We start from the raw sequence: 14,019 nt of genomic DNA, 5'->3' as shown, positions 1-14,019 counted from the left end.
TAATCTTCCTCCTTTAATTTAGGCAAGACTTGCAGGGGTTACCCTGCAAGCCAAGCAATCAAGCGATGATTCACTTGCTCTTCATTCAAATGCGGGAACAATGCCGCTTCGATTACCATGTCATACAACCGCTCCAGCGGTTCACGCGGGTCAGCTTTTTTGGCTTTGGCATCATTTTTGAGCAATGTCCATACATCCAGCACATAGGAACGAGACTGCACTTCCTTGCCTTTGAAGAAATGCTGAAGCTGTTCAACGTCGGTCAGGAATTCCTGACCGAAACGGCCCTCTACATCTCCTCGCAGCAATGCAATCTCAATCTCATACATCGGGCGCTGCGTTTTGGCATCTTTACCAATCCAAGGCGTCTCCAGAATAAATGGACGATTGTTTAATTTTTCATGGTTTACAATGCGATTGATCGCTTCAAAACCGATCCATCCTGATCCAATAGGAGTATGTCGGTCCTTGCGTGCCCCCGCAGCATTTTTACTGTCGTTGATGTGCATTACAGCAATTCGATCAAGTCCGACCGTACGATCAAACTCGTCCAGCACTCCATCCAGATTATTGACAATATCATAACCGGCATCATGAATATGACATGTATCCATACACACAGTCAGACGTTCATTATAAGTTACCTTCTCGATGATCTGGGCAATTTCCTCGAAGCTGCGGCCCATCTCGGTCCCTTTGCCAGCCATCGTCTCCAAAGCAATATTCACGTCCGTCTCCTGAATGCCATCCAGCACTTCATTCAGACCCTGTGCAATACGCTCAATGCCATAATGAGCATCCTTGTCTGTAAACGCACCAGGATGCAGGACAATATTTTTCACACCAATGGCATGGGTACGACGAATTTCCTCCTGAAGAAAATCTACAGCGAGTCTGTACGTGCTGTCCTTATAAGAGCCCAGATTAACGATATAAGGGGCGTGGACAACAATTTCCTCAAATCCGCCTGCCTGCATTGCCTGCTTGCCTTCCTCAATAAACATGGATTCAATAGGCTTGCGGCGAGTATTCTGCGGTGCACCCGTATATATCATAAACGAACTGGAACCGTACGAGGACGCTTCCTTCGTTGCACTCAATAATCCCTTGTCCGAAAAGGACACGTGGGAGCCGATTTTCAGCATCATTGATCCCCCTTTTTCTGAATTATCCCTTATCATAACGCGATTATCGAAATAAATCTAGAAATGCGCTATAATTCAGGTTAGAGGCTATTTTTGACAGCTGATGATGCTAGATCGGGCGGCGCTTTTCGTCATCCCGTAAAATCAATAAACCGAGGTGACTCCGCAATGATTGTTAATGCATACACCCACATTCTGACAAGCAATGCACCCAGCAACTGGTTTATGAATACGATTGCATTCTGGACACTCGTGCTGCTAGGCAGCATGTGTATAGGTGGGTTTTTCATGATGCGCAAATTCCTCAAGGTGCTGCCGAAGGCAGACGGAAAGTCCAAGCTGGATTGGCAAAACTACTGGGTGGAGACAAGCCGTCACTTATGGACGGATGAAGCCAAAGCTTTTCTGGATCAGCTCGTTGAGCCTGTACCTGGCCCATTTCGTGATATTGCCAAGCATTCCATCGCAGCCGAGATAGGCAAAATTGCTGTGGAAGACAATGCTGCCGAAGTGTCCAGAGATCATTGTATTAAAGGATACATTATCGCAACTCCAAAGCGGGACAATAAGTTTTTGGTGAAGTTTTTGGAGAAAAACAAAATCGACTATACTCCGTATCGCCATTTGATGAAATGATAAATCATAATTGGGTTGATATAATATAATACACCAACTGGCAAAGGAAATAATAAAAAAGAGCAGTTAGACTAGGGGCCAAATTGGTTAAATTAAATACAGAACAGCTCCGTGCGGGTAAGTCTTTTGTACACACTTCACTTACCCTTCGGAGCTTTTTGACCTATTCAGAGAGGATGTTCTACATATGAAAATTGCCATTTGTGGGGGAACCGGCTTTGTCGGAGGAGCTCTTGTTGATTACTGGCTGCAAGCCGGACATCATGTGAAAGTAATCACCCGCAAGCTGCCCGATCTGCAAAATCCAAGTCAAAATCTTACATATATATCGTGGGAGCAGCTCGAAGAAACACCTCAAGAGCTTGAAGGCTTCGATGCTCTCGTGAACCTCGCTGGTGAAACGCTGAACCAGCGCTGGACTACCAAAGCCAAGCTGGAGATTGTGGAATCCAGGGTGACAACCGTTGCACGAGTCGCCCGGCTGGTCGCAGCGTTGAAGCAGAAGCCTGAAGTCGTGGTTCAGGCTTCCGCTATGGCGATTTACGGAACCTCTTCAGATGAAACCTTCGATGAGAGCAGTCCGCAAAAATCGGTGAATTTCCCTTCCCGAGTATCGGAGCAGTGGGAAATTGCGGCAGATGCCATTCAAGGCGTGAGACTGGTCAAAATCCGGGTCAGTCTCGTTCTAGGGCATAAAAAGGGTGCATTTCCGTTGATGAAAATTCCATATATGCTGGGGTTTGGTGGTAAAATCGGCAGTGGCAAGCAGTGGACGAGTTGGATTCACATTATGGATATTGTACGATTGATTGATTTTACCATTCACAACAAGGAAATCTCAGGGCCAGTCAATGCCTCCTCACCTCATCCGGTGACGAATGATGAATTCGGACGTACCGTTGGCAAAGTCTATCATCGCCCTCACTGGTTCCCCGTTCCTGGATTTTTGATTAAAGCTGTGGTCGGTGAATTGTCTGTAGTTCTGCTTGAAGGACAGCGGGTCATTCCCCAGAAATCACTGGATCACGGGTTCCAATTCACCTTCCCTACGCTGACCCAGGCTTTGGAAGACTTGAAGCATCGGGGATTGTCTGATTAGCTTACTGACCAATTCACACCATATTATGCCTGCAAGCGGCCCCTAGCCTGAATATGTATTGGATAAACGGAACGGAACAGAGCCATTCATTCTGCCACGCGATATACATAAACCGACTCCGCAAGAATGAATGTATCTCCATCCGCCAATGGATATTCCTTATATGGGGCCATCAGATTCCCTTGAAGCATCGTTCCATTGACAGAACCCAGATCCTTGATGACATAGCCTCCCGATGGGCTTCGGCTAAGTTCTACATGCGCACGTGAGACCCCGGTAGCATTGTCTACACATTGAACCATATCTGCAGCCCTTCCAATCACAAAAGAGGTCCCCCTCACATCGACACGCTCGCTGTGTACACCTTCTTGTGAAGTCCTCTCCAGATAATATACAGGTACATCAGCACTTTTCCTTCCTGCACCCAAGGCAGCCAGCTGCTGCAGATTTACGGTCGCTTCAGCAGCTACAGCCTTGCCACTCAGTTCTGAAGTATCATCTAAACTTGAATATACATTTTCTCCTTTACTTGTATGTGCACTTGTACCTGTACCTGTACCTGTTCTGGCATTATGCTCCTGTACAGATAAAGTGTGCAGACTGTGTGCAGCAGGTATGTCAGCAGTCATCATCGTCTTGACACCAGCATGGACATTACTTGAGCGAGAGAATGTAGAGGCCTCCTTTTCAGAGATGGCAGATGACAATTCCTGATGCAGGTTTGCAGCTTCGCCCGACTTTTCAGGTGCATTCCATCGCCAGTTCTCCTGATACATGCCATCTTCGTTCCTCGGTTGTTTATTTTTTCGCCGGCTCAACGCGGTAATAAGGAATGGCCTTGGATCGCTTGATTCACTACGAGAGCCTGCCTTTCGCTTCCACATCCAGCATGCAGCTGCAGCAAGCCCCACACTTAGAGAAGTGGAGAGCAGCATTTCGTTCCGGCCTGGCTGCTCCATGTAGATGAACCTCCAGACTAATGCTATTGAAACCATGCAGACGAGCCAAATATATGTCGTTCTTGAAGAGCCTGATGTTGACCCGCTCTGTTTTTCTTTCGGATCCTCCTGTTCCTCCCCGGCCAAAGAAGGATACTGCATTTGTGAAGCGAGAGGCTTCGCTTTCCTATCATTTGAGATAGAAATGGAGTTGTCCGAGTAAGGATGTTCAGCCACTCTTCTATGTAAAAAAGACTTTGAACGCAGGTTTTCACCCTCAATAGCCTCTTCATTCACCTTAAACGATGGCTGACGTTGAACCGGTGACTCCCAGGCATCAGATTTATTTAACACAAAGCTGGGCTCATTTCCTGATTCCATCAGGCCCGCACCCCCGACTCCCGGATAGATTGTACTCCCGGTGCACAATTCCAGCAGCAGCTCACGTAACTGCCGAATATTCCAACGTTCGCTATCACATAGCTGTAGCACACGTTGAATCCCTTCTCCTTGTAGCTCCTGCACATATGCCATGAGTCTAATGACCAGATCACGGAATAACAGAGGAGTATGCTCCTCCTGCCGGGCATCCGTCATAGGCACGTAAATTAAACCCAGCTCTCCTTGCTCTACAGACCCTTGAATAAAAATATACTCTTCATGAAGCCATACATTTTGCGGCTCCAGCATATATTGTCTGCATTCTTCAAGTGCATCAACTAACTGGAATAGAAGATTGTATAGCACAGGTAGAGCAATCTGGCCAGACCTCAGCATCTGAGATAACATCTTATAACCGGAGATATCGTACTGCAGCGTTACATTCTGATCAATCTCCCGTGTATGCATAGGCAGTATACGCGGGATTCGATTTGAGGTTAACATACCAAGCTGCACCCTGCTAAGCTCGTGTATGTGAAGTCCATTCTCTTTTTGCAAAGTCATAAATGCTCCACCATTTCGCACAAAATCTCTCGTTAATCCATACATACCGATCCTCACTTTCTAATGTTATTAGTTGCAGGATAAATGACCTGTGTCATGCACACACTCGTTATGTTGTCATGTACATCCATGAGCTGATGAAACCGGGCAGAACGGCCAGCATGAATGGAAACTTTAAGCTTTTCTCCTGACTCACCAGCTTTAGTGAGCCCAGCTTGAAGAAACTGAACAGATTAAACACCATCGTCCGTAATCGCTTTGCTCCATCTCTTCGAAGCAGCAGGATGATGATTCCAATTACACCCGCATACAAAATGGAAGAAATAATAACGTGCAGGCCAAAAGAAAAGCCCGTCCATGCACCTATCCCCCCAAACAACTTTACATCCCCTGCCCCTACCGCACCGATGATATACATCAGAAAAAGAATGCTGAAGCTGGCAGCAAATCCTGCTGCCGAGAACACAATGCCTTCCCACCCTCCCGATGCCAGATGAGCAGCCGCTCCTGCTAACGTTACGGGTACTGTCAGCCGATTCGGAATTTTCATGGAGCGTATATCCGATACAAACGCTGCCAGAAGATAAACGCAACAGCCCGCATAAAACCATTCCACCTAGATCACCTCTCCTTATTTTCGGGATGCTACAGTAAATGTCGTCTCCGTCTGCGCACCTGCCGCTGTCTCCACCACAAAACTCCATGTCCCTTCTGTCGTCCGGGTGCCAACAAACCAGGTCCACTCGATGATCCCATTTTCGTCAGCAACAGCCCAGCCAATGTGCTTCGCAGAACTCTCACCCGACTTGTAAAATATCGTAAGATTAGCCGAAGCTCCCGGCTCAACCTGAACTTTAATCGTTGCATGATTCCCTATAAATGCCGGTTCCGGCTTCGATAATACCGTTGCTGCATCTGCACTGACGCCATCTCCTTTACTGCCACCCGCTCCCTCTCCTGTATCACCAATCCATATGCGTTCTGCCGCAGCAGCCTGAATTCGTAGTGATTTTCCCAGAAAGGGGACTTTTACAGGGAGCTCATAACTCAGCTCAAGTCTGAAATATGGATTCGTTTTGCTCTTCAGATTGGGAATAGACACTCCATTAACATGAATTCGCTCCATATCCAGCAGCGTCGTTTCAACAAATGGCTGTAGCAACGGCTTGATCACAGGATCAAGCACCGTCTCAAGCACTGCTGTTTTGATCCTTTGCAGCGGTTCTTCGCCGCTTTTTGCAGCTGCCCGAACCCAATCGTTTAACGGTGAAGGTAAAGAAGAGGCGTAATCATCGGCCCATTCCGTCAGTGAAAGCTCCGGCCACTTCCCTCCCTCCTTGCCCCCCTCTCCACCAGCAGAATCTGAAGGACTGAAGACAAGTGAGACCGGATACACTTTTGTCGACAGCTGCTTCACCGCTTCCCCGGCAGTATTTTGCAATGCAGTAGAGATTAGTGTCATCTGAACAATGAAGATCAAAAAAAAAATAAAAAATAGAAATACAGGCAGTACAAGCGAAGCTTCCAGTACCATACTGCCCTGTTCTTTCTTGGCTTCCGGCATCTGTTCTCTTAGAAAAAGCAGTCTCTTCAATTGGTTTAGGCGTGTTATTCTCTGTTGTTGCTGCATCTTCATGCTTGACCGTTTATCATGAACGTGAATCCCTCTATCCATTGCCCCTCCGTCCAAATTTCTCCACCCGTTCAATAGGAATAATCCGCCCTATGCTCGATAAAAAAACGCCCGTCCTGTACTTGATCTGCGCTCCCCGTAGCAGCACCTATACTTCGCACGACTCCGGGTAAAAACCAAAGCTTGATGCTGCTACGCATCTGACCTGAAGCATAGGTAAGCTTTTCATCCGGGTTTACCCCGGTATTCAATCGAATTAATGCCAGCATTCGGGACATTTTTCGTTCATTATTGCTGTGCATGAGCAGGAACAGACGGAGATGATCTCTATAAGTAAGCTTCACCTTGATGTATTTGGACAGCTCCACGCTGCCCTCATTAGCCAGCTTCATCATGTCCTCGATAGCATGTGTAATGCCATAAAGGATTGCTGCAGACAACACAAGGAGCGGATTACCCAGCTTGCTGTTCTCTGCCAGTCCTTCAGCCGTTCGAATGGCAAGACGAACACCAAATACCTCTGCATACGAAGCCGCGATGTTACCAGAAGAATTGTGAAATCCGTAGAGGATGTATTCCAGCTCCTGATTCTCCAGCTTGAATACGTCCCCTGCCTTGCCATCCCCTTCTGTCCAGGAAAACAACTGGCCAAAATCCATAGCATTAAAATAAGCGAGCGCGTATTCATTCTGAAACAATTCATCGCCCAGGCTGGCCAGAGCCCCTGACATACCGCCAAACAGCTGATCCATTCCTTTCATGGCACTCCCCCCTGAATCATACGGATCACTGGAAATCTCGGCTTTTTCCGCTTGCTCCGAGCTGTTTTCATTCAATGTAATGTTGGCATGATAATATTGCTCAAGCTGTTTGAACGCTTGCTGCGCACCAGAATCTCCTTTCTCAATCCGTGTTAATAGACGTTTCATTTCTTGCAGCTTTCCTTTGGATTGCTTGTCATTCGCTTTGCGCTGTGCATCTGACCCTCGCCCATTTGCAAGCTCTTGTCTGCTTTGTGTAACCAGATTGGAGGGACCCGGCCTCCCATAGGAATTCATGTAACGTTCTGTCGTTTGACTGGCTCGTCTGACCGTCGGCTTGATCGGAATCCCCCAGGTTCCCGTCACACTTCGGAGCTGTGTATTCAGCTCCATGCTGTCGTTGCGAACGTTAGTAAATTCCGTATTCTGTGATATCACGCGTGACTTTAACCGATCAAACAAAGCATCGTCTCTTACAAGCTCCGAAGCCAGAGATCGTGTGCTTTTAGCCTCACTACCCGAGCCAGTCTTCTCCAGATCGACCCCTGGCAGAGACGAATTGCCCACATCGTCATAACTGACATTTTCAGCGCGGTTTTCCCCTTCGGCAATCACACGTTTCATCTCTTCATTAATCTGACGTGCCTCTTCAATCCTCGCCTCTGCTTCCGCGAGCTTGGTCTGATGTGTCTGCAGCGCCGGCTGTAGCATCATGCTAATGCCTGTCAATGTGCTGTTGACCCCTGTCCGGTAACGTCCCAATTCAACTATGTACTGCTGTTTAATCAAAGGCAGACCTTCGTCTGCCTGCTTTTTGCTTAAATAATCCGCATAACGGGAAGCTGCTTCTGCAGCTGTCGTCGGTGCTTCCTCAAGCATTTCATCATAGATGGCCTGTTCGGGCGGCTTCATAATCAAGTCAGGAAGTCTTGTAACCTGATTCGCAGATTCAACCTGACTGTCTATCGCTTGATCCAGCAGTTTTTCACGTTTGTCATAGAGCTTTTGTAACTGTTTCAACAGATCTACCGTATGTGCCGCTTCCTTCATCTCCTCCGACATCGGTTTAAACCGATCAATCACTTCCAGCACAAAATCAACCGGTGCCCTGTACTTCATATCCTCCTGGATCTGGCGATTGAAAATATCATATCTACCCAGTTCACGTTCCATGCGGAGTGAGGTCGTGTCCCACTGCACATCCAGAACAGGGAAACGATCCTTCACAGCCGATGGCTTCACACTATCATTTAACACCTTAGCCATAGTCGCTTCCCCACTACTGTCACCATATGCAAACAAACCATACTCCCGCAATGACGTATCATAAGCAGACATTACCGACCTCATCGCACCATGTGTCATACGTTCCGTCTGCACTCTAAAAGCGGCAATGCGTGCATAATCAATAAAGATCGCCACGAACATATACACTACCGCCAGAATTAATATCAAAAACAGCGTTACAGCCCCGGATTCACCGTCTTTTTTTCTGAACAGAGCCTCCCTCCTCCTTTACTTTGTTTTACTTTTGCCAAAATACTGTACAACCTGTCCAGCCTTAGCAGCAGAAGCCGCAGCTTCCCCCCCTTTGCCTTTGAACTTCGCCCCATAATAACGAGCCAAGTCCACCGTTCGAATAAATTCAACCGGCTCTACAACAGCGGACGAGCCCTGTGTTATTGCACGATTGCCTGCATCGAACAAAAATGAAGGCAGCGGCAGTGAAATTACCTGCTCCAGCCTGGTCGTTACTTTCCGTTGAATCAGAGCATTCTGGTAAGTCATTGAACCCTTCATAGCAGAGGGCATGCCGGCGGATGCCTGAGCCAGCTTCTTCTCCGAAAGAGTGTCGCCCCCACCAGCTAGAGATACAGTAACCTCATTGTCTGCCCCCGCCCATCCGAACATCACACCCAAGAGACGGTCATCCGTCAATCTCCAGTACAAGGGATCCTGTTCTCCTGCCATATATTCACCTGTCATAGCCTGTTTGTGGCTGTTGTCCCAGCTGTAGGCTGCACGTTCCGCCGCCGCATAGGCATGCTGGTTCAGAAATACCTTTTGATACATGTACATCGTGAAGAAAAGCAGCAATATTAGAATAAAAAGAATAATCGGAAAGACCAGAGAGGCTTCAATGGTGAAGCTCCCTTCTTCTTTTCTCAGCCTACTTGTCCGGGAAAAATTCATTACTTTTGGTGTCCACTTTTGAAAGCAAACTTGTGATCAAATTTGTTATTTCTTTCTTGAATATCAATGCAATAATAATGATGACCCCGATAATCAGGATCAGCTCCAGCGTACCCAGCCCCTCCTCCTCCTGCCATAGAGCTGCTGCCTTATTTTTCACAACTTCTGTTACATATGCTTTCATCTCGATCACCTGCTCCTTCATTTTCCTTCACCTGTCCTCTCCATCTTGTACACTTCTGCTAATCAATGTAGCTCATCGTCTTGCCCATTCCACCTACATATTCATCATCATAAAAGCAGGCGCTCCGATCATAACCACGATTGTAAAAAAGATGAGCACCATGGGGAACACAAGCTTGGAAGATGCCTGTTCTCCCTTAGCCCGGCTCACTGCCTTACGTTTCTCCCAAAGTACATGTGACAGATCCCGCAGCGCCAATACAAAGTCACCTCCCCCACGCCGGAAATTAAGCAGCACCGTCGTTGTAAAAATCGTTACCTCCTGCACACCGCAGCGGCGGCTGAACTGCTCAAAGGCTTGTTGGAACGAGTAGCCGTTATGCCAGTCCACTGTCGCCTTTCTTAACTCGTTGTAAAGCGGATGATCCCGCTCACCTTGACTTGCCACACAATGCGTGATAGCCCGCTGCACCGTCTCGCCCGCACCAACCAGCAATACAATCCGGTTGAGCAGCTCAGGCAGCTCTATGAGGATATCCTGATCTCGCCGCTGTACTTTAGCGTACAAATCCTTTACCATCGCAAATGGTACAGCAATTCCAAGCACCAGCCCACCAGCGATTCCGCCCGTGCCTATATCGCCAATGAGAGTGAGCACACAGCCAGCCAGCAGCATCAGCCAAGAGTATGTCAACATTTCGGCACAATAGAGCAGCGTTTTCTCACCACTATGCTGTATACCGTACATCTTCTGTATCGCATGCTGCATTCGAAACATAAGCACAGGCAATCTGCGTCCTATCTCGATCTTGTCCAATAAAAACAGAAACGGGCCGTGCATTTTTTGGAGACGCACCCCTTCCAGATCAAGCTGTCGTAAATGTCGGTAAGCTGGTCCCTGAGTTCGATCAAGCACGATCCAGCTCACTCCCAGACCTCCTGCAATGACAAGGGGAAGTAGCATTTTTTTCAACTCCCTACACTTTGATATCCATAATGCGATGAATCCACAAATAACAGCAGACCAGTACAGCAAGGGCACCCGTAGAGATAAGGTATCCCATCCCGCTGTATAACGGCTCCATGAAGTCGCTGGCGGTAAGATTCAGAAACAGCAGAAAAATGAATGGTGCTGCAAACATCACCTTCGATTCAAATCTCTTCTGCGCTACGGCAACCATAATATCCTGCTGTATATCCAGCTTTTCTCCGATCACAGCCGATGTGCGACGGACCACCTCCACCAGATCACCGCCCGTCCGTTTGCATGTAATAAATACATCCGCAAAATTGGTAATGTCCTCGATCTGTGCCCGATCCGAGAAATCCTGCAATGCTTCTTCAATAGGCTGCCCGTATTCCATTCGTGTCCTTAATATCGTGAACTCCCGGATCAGATCCGTATCGGCCTCAGGATTCAGCATACGCAGGTCCTCCACAGATTCCTTAAACCCGTTCTCGACCGATTTACCAGCCGCCAGTGCAGAAGACAAGGCATAAAGTGCTTGCTTGAAATGTAGGCTCAATGTCATCCTTCTGCGTTCCAGCAGTACGTTTCTCCATAACCTCGGCACCCATATGCAGCCTGCTGCCAATATAGCCCCTGCAAGCAAGTGATGATAAAACAGCAGACCCACACCGAAAAATAATGCACCGCTGACGAGCATACACAGCAGACGCTGTCTTGAAGTCAGCGTATATACGGTGTAATCCGTTAACCTCTGGCTGCTCTGATTCACCTTGAATCACCCCCTTATGATCACGCGCCAGCTCCTTCTGTTTGCGCTATGTAGCGACCGAGCCATTCTCCCAGCCCGGCCATCTGGATTTTATCTACCTTCATCAGTTTTCCTACCTGCACCAATCCTCCGATAATGCGACCTTCCCGCTCCTCCTGCTCCTGAAAACGAAACAACGGATTCAGGAGCACTTCACCACCGTGCATCCCGATAACTTCACTGATTTCCGTCACACGTCGTGAACGATCCCGTAACCGGGAGAGATGGACAAAAATATCTATGGCCGAGCTAATCTGCTGTCTTACAACCTCAATGGGAAGCTCTGCACCGCTGAGCACCATCGTTTCGAGCCGGCTGATCATGTCTGAGATGGTGTTGGCATGACCGGTGGATAACGAACCATCATGTCCTGTATTCATCGCCTGAAGCATATCCAGCGCTTCTGCACCCCGTACCTCCCCAATGACAATGCGATTGGGACGCATCCGCAGCGAGGACTTGATCAGGTCCCGGATAGAAATCTGCCCTTTCCCTTCGGTGTTGGCATTGCGTGTCTCCAGAGATACAAGATTAGGCACCGTCACAATCTGCAATTCCGCGGAATCCTCAATCGTAATAATCCGCTCATCGGACGGGATGAATTGAGATAAGGCATTCAGAAAAGTGGTTTTACCAGACCCGGTTCCTCCACCGATAAAAATGTTATATTTGCTCCTTACTAACTGCTGTAACAATATCGCCGCATCCTGATGCAATGCCCCCTTCTCAATCAGATCAGACATCGTCATCGGTTCGCTTGGGAACTTCCGAATGGTCATCGTTGGGCCCTTGAGCGCGATAGGTGGCAACACAATGTTGACCCGCGAGCCATCCTTGAGACGAGCATCTACGATGGGAGAAGATTCATTCACAATCCGGTTCACACCCGAAACAATCATCTGAATAATATCCTCCAGCCGCTCTCTGGACTCAAATTGCAGGGGAATCTGTCTTACATCGCCTTCCTGCTCCACAAAAATCTCCAGATGACTGTTAATCATAATTTCCGTAATATCCGGGTGATCTACCAAGGGCTGCAAAATATCCAAACCCCGAAACGAATCAAACAATCGCTGCACCCATGCATGACGTTCGCCTGAAGTCAGTTCTCCCAGATTCGGATCACCAAGAATTCTCCGTTCGATCCCGTGCCACAGCTCCTCATCTCCTGCAGAAGAGGTCAGATCAAGCGATGCACGCACCTCTCTGCGCATCCGTTGAAACTGCTGCTCATGATCCAGTGTGTTCCATGACCGCTCTGTCATAATATCCAAGGCTCCTCTGATAGAAATTGTCCTGTATTCCTATGCTCTTGATCCTCAGACTGGAGCAGCAGGCCACACAATCGCTTCACTTCGCGCTGAAAGATCGGTGAGCTTAACATGACCTCCTCCTGATTCATTTGCTTCCACGAAGGGATGTAGGGCAAAGCCGCGTCCACATGCAGATCAGCTCTAGGCAACGGATTAAGCACCTGCTCCCGGTGCTCGTTAATGACAAAATACGTACGCTCCAGCACACTTCCAAGCATCTCCGGCCGAGTACGCTCTGCATGCTGCAACCACTGACCCCATCGGTGCATTGCAGCGATATCATCCCTCACCAGCCAGACGAACGTATCTGCGGTTTCGAGCACGCCTTCACTTCGTTCATGCCAGTCGGAGTCCCCATCCAGAATTAACACCTCGTACCGCCCGCAACCCACCAGAAACCGGATCAAATCAGCCGTATCTGCTTTAGACATCTGCAGCATCTCCTTACGGTTCGCTAACGGCCAAAACACATCCGACCTCAATCCCTCATGCCGCACGACATATTCCTCCACAGCTTTGATTTTCCCCGTAGTTATCGTACCTTCATTCGAACCCGAAGAAGCCCCTGCACTCCTGCCGCCATCTTCATTCATACCTTGTGCCCAAACTCGCCCCAATTTTTTTTCTTTCCCCGCCTCTGACCGCTGAACCTGAATTCCTCCCCCGTTCATTTCTCTCCGATGAGCCTTCAGATCGTACAGCAGTCGTGACAATCCCGTTTCAGCCTCAGTCAGCGATTTACCGCTCTGCAGAAGCCCCTTCTCCAAAAAAGGAAAAGAGCTGTCCATCGTCTCCAGATTGAGATAGAGCACCGAATACCCCGCAAGTCCAAGCTGCTTGGCCAGATGCAAAGAGACTGCCGTTTTACCGCTCCCCCCAGAAGCGGATACTACAGCGATAGATAAGGTGCTCCGACCTGAACGCGAGCTTCTCCGGCTTTGCGGCTGTCGGCATGCATTCCTTACTGCCTCCAGCAGCACAGGTAATGGCTGATATTTCATAAGCCGCTTGGTGTCATGTCCTTCATCCTGCCCTTCGCTGAGCAAGAGCCAGGAGACCCCGGAATCCTGCCCTCCATCCAACAGCCAAGGGTTCAAAAACTCGGACTCAGCGATAAGCAGATCTGGTATTTCTCGTTCATCCTGTTCGAGCATATAACTGCTAAATGCATCCCACTCGGAAAATGCAATGAATCGCATATGAGAGCCTGCCGAGCTGCTCTGAGCATAATCAAGCCAGGCGTGAATATAATCTTTATCCCTCGATACCAGCACAACTTTAAGCACAATCAATACTGCTCCCCTCCCTGCAAAAAAAGCACAAAAAAACACCGCCCATTATCCGCATGAACATGCAGAATATGGACGGTGCTTCCGTCACGTGCTATGAATTTAT

13 protein-coding genes are annotated in these 14,019 nt (G+C 48.3%); 2 read left to right on the top strand and 11 right to left on the bottom strand.

Going from position 1 to position 14,019, the window contains the following annotated elements; genetic code table 11:
- Positions 1-38 precede the first annotated feature (38 nt).
- Positions 39-1,145 carry a deoxyribonuclease IV gene (locus tag DFQ00_RS22145; protein WP_110898655.1) on the bottom strand — a complete coding sequence of 369 codons (1,107 nt, stop codon included), beginning with the start codon at positions 1,143-1,145 and terminating at the stop codon, positions 39-41.
- A gap of 168 nt (positions 1,146-1,313) precedes the next feature.
- Between DFQ00_RS22145 and DFQ00_RS22140 the strand changes: the two genes are divergently transcribed.
- Entirely contained in the window at positions 1,314-1,781 is a 468-nt protein-coding gene (locus tag DFQ00_RS22140) for a DUF2621 domain-containing protein (protein WP_174812251.1), read from the top strand.
- A 187-nt stretch (positions 1,782-1,968) separates the two neighbouring features.
- Positions 1,969-2,880, top strand: coding sequence for a TIGR01777 family oxidoreductase (locus tag DFQ00_RS22135; protein WP_110898654.1), 912 nt, complete (start codon positions 1,969-1,971; stop codon positions 2,878-2,880).
- Between the two features lie 86 nt (positions 2,881-2,966).
- Here DFQ00_RS22135 and DFQ00_RS22130 read toward each other — a convergent pair whose 3' ends face one another.
- From DFQ00_RS22130 to DFQ00_RS22085, 10 genes are all read right to left on the bottom strand, one after another.
- Entirely contained in the window at positions 2,967-4,763 is a 1,797-nt protein-coding gene (locus DFQ00_RS22130) for a DUF6382 domain-containing protein (RefSeq protein ID WP_167433800.1), read from the bottom strand.
- Positions 4,764-4,872: 109 nt separating this feature from the next.
- Positions 4,873-5,379, bottom strand: coding sequence for an A24 family peptidase (locus DFQ00_RS22125; RefSeq protein ID WP_110898652.1), 507 nt, complete (start codon positions 5,377-5,379; stop codon positions 4,873-4,875).
- Between the two features lie 15 nt (positions 5,380-5,394).
- Positions 5,395-6,393: a pilus assembly protein gene (locus DFQ00_RS22120; RefSeq protein ID WP_110898718.1), complete on the bottom strand. Its 999-nt coding sequence runs from the start codon at positions 6,391-6,393 to the stop codon at positions 5,395-5,397.
- A gap of 74 nt (positions 6,394-6,467) precedes the next feature.
- Complete coding sequence (locus DFQ00_RS22115; RefSeq protein WP_110898651.1) at positions 6,468-8,585, bottom strand: hypothetical protein; 2,118 nt, start codon at positions 8,583-8,585, stop codon at positions 6,468-6,470.
- An 87-nt stretch (positions 8,586-8,672) separates the two neighbouring features.
- Positions 8,673-9,350, bottom strand: a complete 678-nt coding sequence (locus DFQ00_RS22110) for a TadE/TadG family type IV pilus assembly protein (protein WP_110898650.1) — start codon at positions 9,348-9,350, stop codon at positions 8,673-8,675.
- Positions 9,328-9,555, bottom strand: coding sequence for a Flp1 family type IVb pilin (locus DFQ00_RS22105; protein ID WP_425271051.1), 228 nt, complete (start codon positions 9,553-9,555; stop codon positions 9,328-9,330). Before DFQ00_RS22105 ends, DFQ00_RS22110 begins: the two co-directional genes overlap by 23 nt.
- Before the next feature lie 72 nt (positions 9,556-9,627).
- On the bottom strand, positions 9,628-10,497 hold the full coding sequence (locus DFQ00_RS22100; RefSeq protein ID WP_110898649.1) for a type II secretion system F family protein: 870 nt from the start codon (positions 10,495-10,497) through the stop codon (positions 9,628-9,630).
- A 13-nt stretch (positions 10,498-10,510) separates the two neighbouring features.
- Complete coding sequence (locus tag DFQ00_RS22095; RefSeq protein WP_110898648.1) at positions 10,511-11,272, bottom strand: type II secretion system F family protein; 762 nt, start codon at positions 11,270-11,272, stop codon at positions 10,511-10,513.
- Between the two features lie 20 nt (positions 11,273-11,292).
- A complete protein-coding gene (locus tag DFQ00_RS22090) occupies positions 11,293-12,576 on the bottom strand; it encodes a TadA family conjugal transfer-associated ATPase (RefSeq protein ID WP_110898647.1) in 1,284 nt (427 codons plus the stop codon).
- Positions 12,573-13,910, bottom strand: a complete 1,338-nt coding sequence (locus DFQ00_RS22085; protein ID WP_244213967.1) for a nucleotide-binding protein — start codon at positions 13,908-13,910, stop codon at positions 12,573-12,575. The genes DFQ00_RS22090 and DFQ00_RS22085 overlap by 4 nt, the downstream gene beginning before the upstream one ends.
- Positions 13,911-14,019 lie beyond the last annotated feature (109 nt).

The organism is Paenibacillus barcinonensis (assembly GCF_003217495.1).
GTDB lineage: Bacteria > Bacillota > Bacilli > Paenibacillales > Paenibacillaceae > Paenibacillus > Paenibacillus barcinonensis.
This window is presented reverse-complemented; position numbering and strand designations above follow the sequence as displayed.

Bases quoted from the DNA above. Each gene is read 5' to 3' on its own strand.
- DFQ00_RS22130 (WP_167433800.1), bottom strand. From the start codon at position 4,763: ATGACTTTGCAAAAAGAGAATGGACTTCACATACACGAGCTTAGCAGG.
- DFQ00_RS22110 (WP_110898650.1), bottom strand. From the start codon at position 9,350: ATGAATTTTTCCCGGACAAGTAGGCTGAGAAAAGAAGAAGGGAGCTTC.
- DFQ00_RS22145 (WP_110898655.1), bottom strand. From the start codon at position 1,145: ATGCTGAAAATCGGCTCCCACGTGTCCTTTTCGGACAAGGGATTATTG.
- DFQ00_RS22135 (WP_110898654.1), top strand. From the start codon at position 1,969: ATGAAAATTGCCATTTGTGGGGGAACCGGCTTTGTCGGAGGAGCTCTT.
- DFQ00_RS22090 (WP_110898647.1), bottom strand. From the start codon at position 12,576: ATGACAGAGCGGTCATGGAACACACTGGATCATGAGCAGCAGTTTCAA.
- DFQ00_RS22105 (WP_425271051.1), bottom strand. From the start codon at position 9,555: ATGAAGGAGCAGGTGATCGAGATGAAAGCATATGTAACAGAAGTTGTG.
- DFQ00_RS22100 (WP_110898649.1), bottom strand. From the start codon at position 10,497: ATGCTACTTCCCCTTGTCATTGCAGGAGGTCTGGGAGTGAGCTGGATC.
- DFQ00_RS22120 (WP_110898718.1), bottom strand. From the start codon at position 6,393: ATGCAGCAACAACAGAGAATAACACGCCTAAACCAATTGAAGAGACTG.
- DFQ00_RS22140 (WP_174812251.1), top strand. From the start codon at position 1,314: ATGATTGTTAATGCATACACCCACATTCTGACAAGCAATGCACCCAGC.
- DFQ00_RS22115 (WP_110898651.1), bottom strand. From the start codon at position 8,585: ATGTTCGTGGCGATCTTTATTGATTATGCACGCATTGCCGCTTTTAGA.